This window comes from Streptomyces sp. NPDC002265, from assembly GCF_040296125.1.
In the GTDB taxonomy this organism is placed as follows: domain Bacteria; phylum Actinomycetota; class Actinomycetes; order Streptomycetales; family Streptomycetaceae; genus Streptomyces.
Genome location: NZ_JBEOWS010000035.1, coordinates 1 through 13,587, shown reverse-complemented (window position 1 = coordinate 13,587; position 13,587 = coordinate 1). Strand labels below are relative to the sequence as shown.

The 13,587-nt window shown below is 73.4% G+C and carries 13 protein-coding genes; 9 read left to right on the top strand and 4 right to left on the bottom strand.

All coding sequences use genetic code 11. From position 1 onward, the window contains the following. The first annotated feature begins 1 nt into the window (after position 1). From ABT085_RS09250 to ABT085_RS09225, 6 genes are all read left to right on the top strand, one after another. Positions 2-1,390, top strand: a complete 1,389-nt coding sequence (locus ABT085_RS09250) for an O-antigen ligase family protein (protein ID WP_351603872.1) — start codon at positions 2-4, stop codon at positions 1,388-1,390. Next, positions 1,387-3,378 carry a murein biosynthesis integral membrane protein MurJ gene (gene murJ, locus ABT085_RS09245; protein WP_351603870.1) on the top strand — a complete coding sequence of 664 codons (1,992 nt, stop codon included), beginning with the start codon at positions 1,387-1,389 and terminating at the stop codon, positions 3,376-3,378. The genes ABT085_RS09250 and murJ overlap by 4 nt, the downstream gene beginning before the upstream one ends. Positions 3,379-3,511: 133 nt before the next feature. After that, positions 3,512-4,201 carry a polysaccharide deacetylase family protein gene (locus tag ABT085_RS09240; protein WP_351603930.1) on the top strand — a complete coding sequence of 230 codons (690 nt, stop codon included), beginning with the start codon at positions 3,512-3,514 and terminating at the stop codon, positions 4,199-4,201. Then, entirely contained in the window at positions 4,201-5,415 is a 1,215-nt protein-coding gene (locus ABT085_RS09235; protein ID WP_351603868.1) for a glycosyltransferase, read from the top strand. Before ABT085_RS09240 ends, ABT085_RS09235 begins: the two co-directional genes overlap by 1 nt. Then, entirely contained in the window at positions 5,412-6,074 is a 663-nt protein-coding gene (locus tag ABT085_RS09230) for a YveK family protein (RefSeq protein WP_351603865.1), read from the top strand. Before ABT085_RS09235 ends, ABT085_RS09230 begins: the two co-directional genes overlap by 4 nt. A gap of 14 nt (positions 6,075-6,088) precedes the next feature. Continuing rightward, complete coding sequence (locus ABT085_RS09225; protein WP_351603928.1) at positions 6,089-7,195, top strand: GNAT family N-acetyltransferase; 1,107 nt, start codon at positions 6,089-6,091, stop codon at positions 7,193-7,195. A 31-nt stretch (positions 7,196-7,226) separates the two neighbouring features. Here ABT085_RS09225 and ABT085_RS09220 read toward each other — a convergent pair whose 3' ends face one another. Beyond that, the gene (locus tag ABT085_RS09220) at positions 7,227-8,594 is read right to left on the bottom strand and encodes a glycoside hydrolase family 26 protein (protein ID WP_351603861.1); all 1,368 of its coding nucleotides are present in this window, start codon (positions 8,592-8,594) and stop codon (positions 7,227-7,229) included. A 167-nt stretch (positions 8,595-8,761) separates the two neighbouring features. On the opposite strand from ABT085_RS09220, the gene ABT085_RS09215 reads away from it, so the two are divergent. Beyond that, positions 8,762-10,057 carry a carboxylate--amine ligase gene (locus ABT085_RS09215; RefSeq protein ID WP_351603859.1) on the top strand — a complete coding sequence of 432 codons (1,296 nt, stop codon included), beginning with the start codon at positions 8,762-8,764 and terminating at the stop codon, positions 10,055-10,057. 93 nt (positions 10,058-10,150) lie between these two features. Here the strand turns inward: ABT085_RS09215 and ABT085_RS09210 are convergent, their stop codons facing one another. The 3 genes from ABT085_RS09210 to ABT085_RS09200 all read right to left on the bottom strand — a co-directional run bounded on the left by ABT085_RS09210 (position 10,151) and on the right by ABT085_RS09200 (position 12,179). After that, on the bottom strand, positions 10,151-11,083 hold the full coding sequence (locus ABT085_RS09210; protein ID WP_351603857.1) for a hypothetical protein: 933 nt from the start codon (positions 11,081-11,083) through the stop codon (positions 10,151-10,153). Positions 11,084-11,193: 110 nt separating this feature from the next. Beyond that, positions 11,194-11,421, bottom strand: a complete 228-nt coding sequence (locus ABT085_RS09205; RefSeq protein ID WP_351603855.1) for a chaplin — start codon at positions 11,419-11,421, stop codon at positions 11,194-11,196. Between the two features lie 347 nt (positions 11,422-11,768). Beyond that, positions 11,769-12,179, bottom strand: coding sequence for a rodlin (locus tag ABT085_RS09200; protein WP_351603853.1), 411 nt, complete (start codon positions 12,177-12,179; stop codon positions 11,769-11,771). A gap of 213 nt (positions 12,180-12,392) precedes the next feature. On the opposite strand from ABT085_RS09200, the gene ABT085_RS09195 reads away from it, so the two are divergent. After that, a complete protein-coding gene (locus tag ABT085_RS09195; RefSeq protein ID WP_351603851.1) occupies positions 12,393-12,800 on the top strand; it encodes a rodlin in 408 nt (135 codons plus the stop codon). A gap of 339 nt (positions 12,801-13,139) precedes the next feature. Then, positions 13,140-13,544 carry a rodlin gene (locus ABT085_RS09190; RefSeq protein WP_351603849.1) on the top strand — a complete coding sequence of 135 codons (405 nt, stop codon included), beginning with the start codon at positions 13,140-13,142 and terminating at the stop codon, positions 13,542-13,544. Positions 13,545-13,587: the final 43 nt, after the last annotated feature.

Below are 13,587 nucleotides of genomic sequence, written 5' to 3'. Positions count from 1 at the left end.
GATGAGCCTCGCCCCATCCCCGGTCCGCTCCCCGCGGCTGTCCCCCGGGACCCTCGGGAAGCTCTCCCCGAAGGTCTCGCCGGTGCTGCCCGTGGTGGCCGTGCTCGCCCTGCTGACACTGCCCGTCTCCCCCGGCGGGGAGGGCGGCGCGGGCCCGGCCGACGCGCTGTCCGCGCTGGTGGTCGTGTTCTGCGTGGTGCGTCTCGTACGGCAGCGGCGGCGCCCGCTGTCACCGGTCGCCGCGGTGGTGCTGGGGCTGCCGGTCGTCGGGCTGGCGGTCGCGGCGCTGGGCGCGTCCTCGCCGGGGGCCGCGGCCGCCGGCCTGGGCCGCTACCTCCAGGTGTTCGTGCTGGTCCCGGCGGCCGTGGTGCTGCTGATCCGGGACCGGTCCGACTTCCGGCTGCTGGCCTGGTCGTTCGTGGCGCTCGCCGGGTGGCAGGGGGCGGTCGGCGTGCACCAGTACGTCACCGGGACCGGTGCCTCGTACCAGGGCGAGGACATCCGCGCGGTCGGCACCTTCGGGCCGCAGGACGTGATGGGCATGGCAACCGTCGTCTCCTTCGGCCTGGTGTGCGCGCTGGGCCTGGCGCTCGGGCGGACGCCGCTGCGGCACCGGGTGATCGCCGCGGGCTGCGCGCTGGCGCTGCTGCTGCCGCTCGCCCTGTCCTTCAGCCGCGGGGCATGGATCGCCACCGCGCTGACCTGCGTCGTACAGCTGCTCCTGGCCGGGCTGCGGCGCGCGCTGCGGGTGGGCGCCGCGGTGGCCGCCGCGGGCGTGATCCTGGTGGGCGGCTTCGGGGTCGGTACGGCGATGCTCCAGGAGCGGATCAGCAGCATCACCCGAGTCGCGGACGCGCCCGACCAGTCGGTCACCGACCGGTACACCCTGTGGGCGGCGGCCACCGGCATGTGGCGGGAGCGGCCGCTGACCGGCGTGGGGCTGAAGGGTTTCCCCGACCACCGGGACGCGCACGCCTCGCTGGCGCTGTCGTCCGGCAGTGACACGGAGGGCGCGGGCGCCGCGTTCCGCAGGCAGCCCCTGCTGTCCCCGCACAACATGTACCTGCTGGTGCTGGCCGAGCAGGGGCTGATCGGGCTGCTGGCGCTCGCCGGGAGCTGGCTGGCGCTGCTGGTGTGCGGGCTGCGGGGGCTGCTGCGGGTGCGCACGGCCGGTCCCGGCGCGGACTGCGCCCTGGTCGCCTGCGGGCTGCTGGTGTGGCAGCTCGTCGACTTCCTGTACGCCGACATCGGCGGCCCCTCCACCGTGCTGACCGCGGTCTGCTTCGGGCTGGTGGCCTGGTGGGCGCTGGCCGGGGACGAGGGCGAGCGGCGCCCGGCACACCCGCGGGTGCGCGCGGACCGGCCGGCCGGGGAGGCCGGGGCGCGATGACGGTGACACCTCCTTCCAGGCCGCCCCGGGCCGACCGGCCGCGCTGGACGGATCCGTCGCGCTGGACCGGCCGGCCGAACCGGGCCGCCCGGCCGAACCGCGGTGACACCGAGGACAGGGACGACGCCGAGAGCAGGGCCGACACCGGAGGCAGGGCCGACACCGGAGGCAGGAACGACACCGGAGGCAGGAACGACACCGGAGGCAGGAACGACACCGAGGACAGGAACGACACCGAGGACAGGTACGACACCAGGGGCAGGTACGACACCGAAGGCAGGGGTGACACCGACGGCAGGAACGACACCGAAGGCAGGGGTGACACCGACGGCAGGGTGTCCGTGCCGGCGGCCCGGTCCGCGCCCGCCGTCCCGCACCGGGGCGACAACGCCTCCGTCACCCGGCGGTTCCTCGCCAGGGCCGCGCTCGTCACGGCCGCGCTGTCCATCGCCGGGTCGCTGCTCGGGCTGGTGCGCGACCAGGCGCTGGCCCGGCTGTTCGGGGCGGGCAGCGAGACGGACGCCTTCCTGGTGGCCTGGACCGTGCCGGAGTTCGCGGCCACGCTGCTCATCGAGGACGGGCTGGCGATCGCGCTGATCCCGGCGTTCAGCATGGCGCTGGCCCGGCGGGCGCAGGGCGCGCCGGGCGACCCTGTGCGGGCACTGGTCGCCACCACGCTGCCCCGGCTGTCGCTCGGTTTCGCCGCGGTCTCCAGCCTGCTGATCGGCGCCGCCCCCCAGCTCGTCGAGGCCCTGGCGCCCGGTCTGCCCGATCCCGCGCTCGCCGTCGACTGCACCCGGCTCACCGCGACCTGCGTCCTGAGCTTCGGACTCGCCGGGTACTCCAGCGCGGCCCTGCGGGCGCACCGCCGCTTCCTGGCCCCGGCGGCGATCTACGTCGTCTACAACACCGGCATCATCACCGGGATGTTCGTCCTCGGCGGGCGCTGGGGGGTGCGTTCGGCGGCGGCGGGGGTCGCGGCCGGCGGCTTCCTGATGGTGCTGGCGCAACTTCCTTCACTGCTTCGGCAGTTGCGACGCGGAGGCAAGGGCGCGGCCGAGGGTGACGACAGGGCTGCGGACGGGGAGGTGGGTCTTCCGGGGCCGGGCGACAGGCCGATGGGCTCCGCCCTGCTCGCCAGCGTCCTGCTCTTCGCCCTGTGCCGCCAGTCGCAGGTCCTCGTCGAGCGCTTCCTCGCCTCCGGGCTCCCGGCCGGCGCCATCTCGCACCTGAACTACGCCCAGAAGGTGGCGCAGATCCCGATGACGCTGTCGCTGATGCTGTGCACGGTCACCTTCCCGGTGGTCGCGCGGGCGCTGGCCGACGGCGACACCGAACGGGCCCGCGGCCGGGTCGAGCGGGACCTGGTGCTGGCCGCGTGCGTGGTGCTGCTGGGCACCGCCACGGTCGTGGCGTGCGCGCCGCAGCTGATCGAACTGCTCTTCCAGCGCGGCGCGTTCACCGCACAGGACACCGCGGCGACGGCGGCCGTGCTGCGGGTGTACGCGCTCGGGCTGCTCGGCCAGACCCTGGTGGGCGCGCTGGTGCGCTCGTACTTCTCGGCGGGGCGGGTCCGTTGGTACCCGCTCGGCGCGATGGCCGCGGGGCTGGCCGCGACCGCCTGGGTCGGCGCGTGGACGGTGGGCCGCTGGGGCGTCACCGGGATCGCCGCCGCCAACGCCTTCGGCATCACCGTCACGGCCGCGCTGCTGCTGACCGGCATGGGCCCGCGCAGTGTCCCGGTGCGCACCGTGCGGGTGCTGCGTGAGCTGACCAAGCCGGTGCGCGCCGCGGCGGTCGCCACGGCGGCCGGCGTGTTCGCGGCGAGCCGCTCGGCCTCCGCGCCGGCCGGTCTCGCGGCCGGCGCGGTGACCGTGGTCTGCGTGTTCGTCCTGGTCGGGCTGGCCCTGGGTGCCCAGGGCTTCGCCCCCGCACTGAGATCCGTATGTTCCGCGACCCGAAGGCTTGCGCATGGCCTCTTCCGTTGACTCCGCCGGCCCTACCGACCCCACCTTCTCCGCCGAGCCCACTGTCTCCGCCGGCTCCGCCGAGCCCGCCCGGGAGACCGGGCGGACCCGGCGTCCCCGGCGGACCGGTGCCGCCCCCGTCCCGTTCGTCGCGATGTACCACTCCGTGGGCGACTGCTCCGACGACCCCTATCTCGTCACCGTCACCCCGGACCGGCTGGAACAACAGCTTGAGTGGCTCGGCAGGCGTGGCCTGACGGGCGTGTCCATGGCCGCGCTGCTCGCCGCCCGCGGCCGCGGGCGGGGCCGGGGCCTGGTCGGGCTCACCTTCGACGACGGGTACGCCGACTTCGTCGAGCACGCCCTTCCCCGGCTGCGCCGCAGGGGTTTCGGCGCCACTCTCTTCGTACTGCCGGGCCGGCTCGGCGGCGACAACGCCTGGGACCCGCTCGGCCCGCGCAAACCGCTGCTGACCGCCGACGGCATCCGGCACGCCGCCGCCGAGGGCGTCGAGATCGGCTCGCACGGGCTGACCCACGTCGACCTGACCACGGTGGACGACCTCACCCTGAAGCGCGAGACCGTCGAGAGCAGAGCGGTGCTCGCGGAGCTGACCGGTGCTCCGGTCGACGGCTTCTGCTACCCGTACGGCACCGTCGACCGGCGTGCCGTCGACGCCGTACGGGACGCCGGATACGACTACGCCTGCGCGATCGACCCCGGCCCGCTGGGCGGGCGCCTGGCCCTGCCCCGCGTCCACATCGGCCAGAACGACGGCGCCGTACGCCTGTTCCTGAAGCACCGGCTGCACCGGCTGCGGCGCCGGCCCGTCGAGGGGCTTTGATGAAGGCCCTGCACATCATCACAGGACTCGGCGTGGGCGGCGCCGAGCAGCAACTGCGACTGCTGCTGCGCCATCTGCCCGTCGACTGCGACGTCGTGACGCTCACCAACCCCGGCGCGGTCGCCGACGGACTGGTCGCCGACGGGGTGCGCGTCGTGCACCTCGGCATGAGCGGCAACCGTGACCTGGCGGCCGTGCCGCGCCTGGTCCGGCTCATCCGCGGAGGCCGCTACGACCTCGTCCACACCCACCTCTACCGCGCCTGTCTCTACGGCCGGCTGGCCGCCCGGCTCGCGGGCGTCCGCGCGATCGTCGCCACCGAGCACTCGCTCGGCGACTCCCGGATCGAGGGCCGCAGACTGAGCCGGGGGGTGCGCACCCTCTATCTCGCCGGGGAGCGGCTGGGCACCACGACCGTCGCCGTCTCCCCCACGGTCGCCGACCGGCTGAAGCGCTGGGGTGTGCCCGCCCCGCGCATCGAGGTCGTCCCCAACGGCATCGACCTGGCCCGCTTCCGCTTCGACCCGGTCCAGCGACAGCGCACCCGGCGCCGCCTCGGCCTGCCCGAGGGCGCCTACGTCGTCGGCGGCATCGGCCGGCTCGTCGCAGGCAAGCGTTTCGACGTCCTGGTCCGCGCGCTGGCCGCGCTCCCCGGCGACTGCTGGCTGCTGCTGGTCGGCGGCGGCCCCGAGGAGAGCGTGCTGCGCCGCATCGCGTACGAGGCCCGGGTCGCGGACCGCGTGCTGTTCACCGGCGAACGCCCCTGCGTGCCCGACGGCTCCCCCGGACCCGATCTGCCCTCGCTCACCGCCGCGATGGACCTGCTGGCCTCGCCGTCCCCGGAGGAGGCCTTCGGACTGGCCGTCGTCGAGGCCCTGGCCTGCGGGCTGCCCGTGCGCTACGCCTCCTGTCCGGCGGTCGAGGACCTGCCGCCGCACACGGCACCCGACGCCGTACGCGTGACGGGCGGCCCCGAGGCCTTCGCCCGCGCGCTGGCCGAGGCCCGCGCCCGGGGCCCGCACCCGCGCACCGCCCCCGCCGCCGCCCGCCACTACGGCATCGAGCGCAGCGCCGCCCGGCTCCTGGGCGTCTACACGGCGGCCCTCTCCGGCACGGCCGCCGCACTCCCCCCTCCGACTCCTCCGACTCCTCTGCCTTCTCTGTCACTTCAGCCCCCGCAGTCCCCGTCGCCTCAGGAAGCCAGCAGCTCATGACCGAGAACCCGACCGGACCACACCGCCCGGCCTCCTCCCACTCACGCTCCCGCTCCCGGACCCTGCCCGTCTGGACCCTGCTCGCGTCCGGCGTCCTGGCCGGCGGCCTGCTCGGCGGCGCGTACGGCGTCCTCGAACCACCGTCGTACACGGCCACGGCCTATGTCGTCGCCGTACCGACGGAGAAGTCCGACCCGGCCGCCGCGCTCGGCTTCGCGCAGGCGTACGGGCGGGTCGCCACCCAGCTCGCGGTGCTCGGGGACGCGCAGGTCCGGGCGGGCGTCTCGGCGAAGGTGCTGCAGGCGAGCGTGCAGACGGCGACCTCGCCGGACGCCCCGATGGTCGCCGTCACGGCCACCTCCTCGCGTCCGGACCGGGCCGCCGACATGGCCAACGCCGTCGCCTTCGCCCTGGCCCGGCACGCCGACGACAGCAAGGACGCCACCCATGTCGAGCTCCAGCAGTTCGCGCGGGCGGTCCGGCCGGGCTCGCCGTCCTCGGCGTCACCCGAGGTGACCGGCCTGGTGGGCGCGAGCGCGGGCGGGCTGCTGGGCGGACTGCTGCTGCTGGTGCGGCCCTGGCGGACCCCCCAGGAACCGCCCCGGTCCGCCTCGGTGCCCGGACCGGCACTGGCCGCCGACCTGCACGGAAAGCTGTGAGCGCACGGGCGTGGGTGAAACCCACGTACACCACCGACCTGGTCACCGACGAGGGCACCTTCGCCGCACTGGCCCCCGCCTGGGACCGGCTGTACGCGCGGTCCCGGACGGCGACCCCGTTCCAGAGCCACGCCTGGCTGTACTCGTGGTGGCTGTCCTACGGCCGGCCCGGCCGGCTGCGGCTGCTGGTGGTGCGCGACGGCGGCGAACTGGTCGCGGCCGCCCCGCTGACGGCCGTACGCCGTCCGGTGTCCGCGCTGGTGCCGCTCGGCGGCGCGATCTCCGACTACGGGGACGTCCTCGTCGACGACGAGCGCGGGGAGGCGGCGGTGGCCGCCCTCACCGCCGGTCTCGCGGCCGCCGCCCGGACCGCGCTGATCGACTTCCGCGAGGTACGCCCCGGCGGCGCGGTCGAACGGGTCTACGACCGCTGGACCGGGCCCCGCCGCCGGGTGAGCGACTCGCTGTGCCTGGAACTGCCCGCCGTGCCGATGGAGGACCTGGTGGCCCGGCTGTCGCCGGCGAAGGCCCAGCGGGTACGCGCCAAGCTGCGCAAGCTGACCGCGCTGGGCGTGCAGCGCCACCTCGTGCGGCCGGACGAGGTCGATCCCGCGCTGCGCCGGCTGCTCGAACTGCACCGGCTCCAGTGGCAGGGCCGGAAGGTGACGTCCGAGCACCTCCAGGCACGGTTCTGCGAGCACCTGGTGCGGTCGGTGGGGCCGATGGTGCGCTCCGGGGACGCGGTGGTCACCGAGTTCCGGCTCGACGACGACGTGGTCGCCGTGGATCTGACCCTGCTGTCGCGGCGGCTGGCGGGCGGCTACCTCTACGGCGCCCACCCCCGGCTGCGCGAACGCAAGGCGGACGTGGCGGTGATACTGCTCGACGCGTGCGCCGAGCACACCCGCGCGGGCGGGCGCGGCACGCTGAGCCTGCTGCGCGGCAACGAGCCGTACAAGCACCACTGGCGTCCGGAACCGGTCGTCAACCAGCGGCTGCTGCTGGCCCGGCGGCGTACCGCCCCGTTGCTCTCGGCGGTGGTGTGCGACGTCGCCGCGCGGCGGCGGGGCAAGGAACTGCTGACCCGGCTGAGGGAGCGCGACGGTGGCGACAGGTCCTGACCGGGCCCGCCGCCACCCGTGGAAACACGCCCTAGGCGCGTGGCAGCCCGACGATCGGGGTGCAGATCTTCCCGCCGATCCAGTACTCGACCCAGTCGCCGAGCTCCAACGGCATGCAGCCGGCCTCGGTTTCCGGGGCGGGGAGCTCGGCCGACGGGACCGTCGGGACGGTCGGAGCGGTCGGGACGGTCGGCACCGTCGGAGTGGCCGGAGTGGCCGGAGTGGCCGGGGTCGCCGGTCCGGTCGGGGCGGTCTGTGCGGTGGGCGACGCGACGAGGGCCCGGTAGGCCGCGGACGACTCGGGGTTGCCCGAGCACTGCCACACGCCGTGCGGGCAGTAGTCGGTCAGCGTGTTGTACAGCGGCCGGTGCTCGTCGATCCAGGAGAGCATGCTCCGCATGTACGCGGTGTTGTCCCCGTTGCGGAAGAGACCCCACTCCGGATAGGAGATGGGCTTTCCGTGCGCCCTGGCGAAGTCCACGTGCTCCTGGAGGCCGTAGGGCTCCTTCACCTGCTCGTCGAACGACCGCCCGGACGGCTGGTCGTAGGAGTCCATGCCGACGACGTCGACGGTGGCGTCGCCCGGGTAGCACCGCGTCCAGGGAACGGCGTCCAGGCCCCGGCTCGGCGTGAAGTCGAACCGGAACCGCTGGCCCGGCACCGACCGCATGGTGGTGACGATCCTGTTCCAGTACTGCTTCCAGGCCTCCGGGTCCGGTGCGCAGCGGTGGGTGTACGTGGTGCCGTTCATCTCCCAGCCGAGCACGATCACCGTGTCCGGCACCTTCAGCGCCACCAGCCGTTCGGCGAGGGCACGGAAGTGGTGGTCGAACTGCCCGGCGGCGCCCTCGCGCAGCAGCAGCCGCACCTGCTCGTCGGAGACACCGGCCTCGTTGTGCTCCAGCATGGGGACGTTGAGTACGAAGATCCGGTCGGTCTTCTGCCGCCGCCAGTCGGCCCACGCGCCGAGGAAGCCGACGTCGCCCTCGATGTTGCTCCACATGTCGCCCGGCAGGTAGGTGTGCCCGACCCGCACCTCCGCGCCACCCAGCCAGTTGCTGAAGCCCGCGATCCGGGCCACGCCGAGGGCGCCGTAGTCGAGGTAGGCGCCGAAGGCGGGGACGTCCTTCCCGGCCTGCCGCGGCCCGGGGTTCCGGGCCGCGGACCTCGGGATCGCGGACTTCGGAGTCGCGGACTTCGGGATCGCGGACCCCGGAGTCGCGGACTTCGGGATCGCGGACTTCGGGGTCGCGGGCCTCACCGCGGCGGCCGTCGTGGACGGGTGGACCGGATCGGACGCGGCGAACCCCGGGCCGGAGGCCAGGGCCGTCGACGCGGCGACCGCGCCCACGACGACGGCCAGCCGTCGGGACCGGGCGTGCGACTGCTGTGAAGTCATGCCTGCTCCGCTCTTCATGCTCGCACCGACTCCTGACGCTTCCTCTGAAGGCTCCGGCACTTCAGTCAATGACAATCAGACATATACCTACGAATCAGGCCAGCGCCACGGAGCCTTCGGGTGATCCGCTCCGCCGCGCAGGTGAACCGACGTGAGGGAAGAAACCCGTGCCACTGCTCGACATCCGCGTCCCCGCCGTGCTGTTACGGGTCGACCGGAACCCCTTCCACCACGGCACGCTCGGTGCCGTGCGCTCGCTCGGCAGGACCGGCGTGCAGGTGCACGTGGTCGCCGACTTGACCGGCAGCCCGGTCCGCGGATCCCGCTACGTGACCCGGCTGCACCTGCCGCCCCCGCCCGGCGCGTCCACGGCCGAGATCGCCGCGGCCCTGCGCCGGGTGGCCGCCCGGATCGCGCGCCCCGCCGTACTGATCCCGATGGACGACGCGAGCGCCGTCGCGGTGGGCCGGCTGCGCGAGGAGCTGGCACCCTCGTATCTGCTGCCGCAACAGCCCGGCGCACTGGCCGAACGGGTCGCGGACAAGGCGGAGCTGGCCGCCGTGTGCGCCGCCGCGGACGTGCCGCATCCCGTGACCGTGATCCCGGACAGCGCGGCACAGGCCGCCGGGGCCGCCTGGCAGCTCGGTCTGCCGGTGGTGGCGAAGTGGAGCCGGCCGTGGCTGCTGCCCACCGGCCGTGGGCTGCGCAGCACGGTGGTGGTGCGCTCCATGCGGGAGGCCCGCGAGCTGTACGCACGCGCCGAGGAGGCCGGCAGCCGTCTGCTCCTCCAGGAGTTCCTCCCGCCGGGCCCGGACCGCGACTGGTTCTTCCACGGGTACGCCGACCGCACCGGAGCCGTCCGTGGCGGCGGCCCCGGCCGCAAACTGCGCGCCTGGCCGCGCGGCGCGGGCCTGACGGCGGTCGGCCGGTGGACCCCCGACGCCCAGGTGCAGGCGCTCGCCGAACGGCTCACCGGCGAGCTCGGCTACCGCGGCATCCTCGACCTGGACTTCCGCCGCTGCGGCACAACGGGCCGCTACCACCTGCTCGACTTCAACCCGCGCCCCGGCGCCCAGTTCCGGCTCTTCTGCGACACCGCCGGGCTGGACGTCGTACGCGCCCTGCACCTGGATCTGACCCATCGACCGCTGCCGGACGGGGCGCCGCTGCCCGGACGGGAGTTCGTGGTGGAGAACTACGCACCGCTGACCGTGCTGCGGCCCGGCCTGGGCCGCCGGGAGCTGGCCTGGCACGCCTCGGACGACCGCGGTCCCGGGCGGGCGATGTGGGGACTGTGGTGCCGTCATGTCTCCCGCCGGCTGGCGGACCGGCTGCGCGGCAGGCACGCGCGGCGGGACCCGCAGGTCCGGCCGCGCGTGGTACGCCAGGCGCCCCCGCCCACCGTGCCGTCCCACCCCGCCCTCGGCGAACGAGGTGACCGGGGCAGCCACGCCGAGGCATGACCTGCCGCGCCATGGCCGGAGCCCGGCGGGCAGGGCGCGGGGTGCCAGGCTGGCCGGGGGTGCCGGGCGGGAGTGCGACCGGCACCCGGCACGTCACCGCCGGGACGCGGCCCTGCCCCGCCGGAACAGGAAGGCTCCGCCCGCGATCAGCGCGGCGCTGATGCCCGAGGCGGCGAGCATGGCCTTGCTGCCGGTGCGCGCCATGCTGGGCGGACCCTCGTGATGGTCACCGTAGGGCGGGGTCTCCTCACCGCCGTAGGGCGGGGGCGTGGTCTCCTCACCTCCGTAAGGCGGCGGGGGCGGCGGGGTGGTCTCGTCCCCTCCGTAGGGCGGAGGCGTGGTCTCCTCACCGCCGTAGGGCGGAGGCGTGGTCTCCTCACCGTCACCGCCGTAAGGCGGCGGGGTGGTCTCGTCGCCTCCGTACGGCGGAGGCGTGGTCTCGTCGTCGTGCGGGGGCGGGGTGGTCTCGTCCTCTCCGTACGACGGAGGCTTGGTGTGGTCGCCGTAGCCCGAGTGGTCGTCGTCGCTTCCGTAACCGGCGTCCTTGCGAGACCCCTTCTCGGCTTCCTCGCGGGACCCGTACCCGGAGTCCTCCTTGGACCCGTACCCGGAGTCGTCGTGAGACCCGTACCCGGAATCCTTCTTGGACCCGTACCCGGAATCCTCGCGGTGCCCCTTCTCGGTCTCCTCACGGGACCCGTACCCGGAGTCCTCCTCGGACCCGTACCCGGAGTCGTCGTGAGACCCGTACCCGGAGTCGTCGTGAGACCCGTACCCGGAGTCCTCCTCGGACCCGTACCCGGAGTCGTCGTGGGACGCGTCCCGCGGCTCCGACCGGTGTGCGCCCGACTCGTGGGCGCACGCGTCGCCGATCGCCGGGTCGAGCTCGGCGGTCGCGACCGTGTCGCGGCAGCCGGAGGCGGACCCGCCCGCGTGCGTGTCCGCGAGGGCCGGACTACCGTAAAGGGACAGAATGCCGGTCGCGGCCGCGGCCACGACCATTCCCCTGCTCAGGGACTGACGCAATCTCGTGGTCTTCCTGCTCGAAGCGGAGTGGGAAAAGGCCGGCCCCGGGGCGAAGAGCCTTGGTCCAGGGCCGGCCTTGAGACAGCCGTGTTGCTGAGGTGCCTACGCCGTCAGTCGCTGTCGCACATGCTGCCGCCGGCCGGGTTCAGCAGGCCGATGACGTCGACGCTGTCGCCGCACAGGTTGACCGGGATGTTGACCGGGACCTCGATCACGTTGCCGGACAGGACGCCGGGGGAGCCGACGGCCATGCCGTCGGCGTCGGCGTCCGCGAAGGCCGGAGCGGCTCCGCCCAGGGCCAGGAGCAGGCCGGCGACGACAGCGGCAGTCTTCTTCATGGAGTTTCCCTTCTCAGCGGTCATGTTCCTGTGACGGTCGAAACCGAGCGAGCGCAGTCGGAGCGGCTCGCACCATGACCCGCAGGCTGCAAACGAGACATAGACAGCCGGAGAAACTACGGAACGTGGGCCGGCAGGGAATTCACTCGAACGCATCCAGATAATCGATGCACAGCATCCACCCGAGCGCAACTCTTCGCCCAGGCGATGGAGAATGGTTTCGGCAGGAAACGCGCCCGGAATACCGAAAGCGCTCGGGCTGCCCGCAGGCGAAGCGGGACGGCCCGAGCGACCTTGGTGGGGGGATTCGAACCGGACGGCGATTCAGGCGCCGCCCGGGTCGGACGTCAGCGGTTGCCGACGCCGTTGCCCGTGAGGACCGAGATGTCGTCGACGATGTGCGACAGCGGCTCGTCGCCCTTGGCCTGGGTGGAGTTCTCCGCGCACTGCTGGTTCTGCGGGGCCGAGAGGACGTTGAGGTCCTGGGCCGCGATCGGCAGCAGCACACCCAGCACCGGACCGACGTTGGCCTTGGCCGGCAGACCGACGCAGAGCTTGTTGAGCGAGCCCTGGACCAGCGTGGCCTGCGGGCTCATGCTGCCCTTGGTCACGGAGTTGCCGAACTGCGAGACCGCCAGGTTGCCACTGGCGGAGTGGGTGCCGTCGTTGCCGATGGCAAGCGCCTGCGGGGCGACCGCCGCGGACGCGCCGACGACGGAGGCGGCGACCGCCGCCGCAGCCATTGCCTTCTTCAGCATTTTGCTTCCTTTCCTGGCTTTCGGGCCAAGACGTGTGTTCCTGCCTCCGCAACAACCGGTTTCACCGCGATTGGTTGCGGCCGTTCACCCAATGAGCGAAAAGTCCGGGCAGTGATAGGCCATTGGAGTGAATTCCAGGAACCAAGCAGGACAGTTCCCGTTGTGCCGGGCAGCGCTCCGGTGGACGGGCGTTTCCTCAGAAGGGATTAGTAAGTGATCAAGAAGGTTCTGGCCTCTGCCGCGGTCGCCGCTTCCGTGGTCGGCGTCTCCGCCGCCGCCGCGCCGCAGGCGCTGGCCATCGGCAACGACGGCACCTCGTCCGCCAGCGGCAACGGCGCCTACCAGGCGTTCGGCAACTCGGCGACCTACGGCAACATGAGCCCGCAGCTGGCCCTCATCCAGGGCTCGCTCAACAAGCCCTGCATCGGCCTGCCGGCCAAGGTCAACGCGGGCTCGCTCCTCGGCGTCGTCCCGATCTCGGTGCAGGACCTCAACGTCCTGTCCTCCCCGCAGAACCAGCAGTGTGTCGAGAACTCCACCCAGGCCAAGGGCGACGAGCCGCTGTCGCACATCCTGGACGACATCTCGGTCCTCACGGGCAACGGCACGAACAACCGCTGAGCCCCCTGGCATGACCCCCGGCTCCTGTTACGAGCCCGGGAGCTGAACCTCCTCCGCATCCAAGAGCGGGCCGCCGAACTCCCGGCGGTCCGCTCTTTCGCATGTCCGCGCTCCCGCATGCCCGCACTCCCGTGTGTCCGCGCTCCCGTATGTCCGCCCTCTCGCATGTCCGTTCGCAGCTCGGGGCGTCCGCTCGGCGCGCCGGAGCGCAGGCGGGGCGCTCGTCAACTGATCGGACCGCGCTGGGCCGATCGGGTAACACATCGCAACCCCCGCCGCGATCTGCCCGTTGACGATCACGCAGCTCCCCCTGGAGTCCGCCTTTCGAAGGGAAAGATCATGAAGAAGCTGTGGGCAACCGCGGCTGTCGCCGCCTCCGTCGCCGGTGTGGCGGCCGCGGCCGCCCCTCAGGCCATGGCCATCGGCAACGACGGCACCCACTCGGCCAGCGGCAACGGCGCCTCGCAGGCATTCGGCAACTCGGCGACCTTCGGCAACATGAGCCCGCAGCTCGCGCTCGTCCAGGGCTCGCTCAACAAGCCCTGTGTCGGTCTGCCGCTCAAGGCGAACGTGGGCTCGCTCATCGGCGGGATCCCGGTCGCGCTCCAGGACATCAACGTCCTGTCCTCCCCGCAGAACCAGCAGTGCGTCGAGAACTCCACCCAGGCCAAGGGCGACGAGCCGCTGTCGCACATCCTGGACGACATCCCGGTCCTCACGGGCAACGGCGTCGGCAACCGCTGAGTCGAAGGCTCCGCGCGGCGGGTCACCGGAGGAACCGGTGACC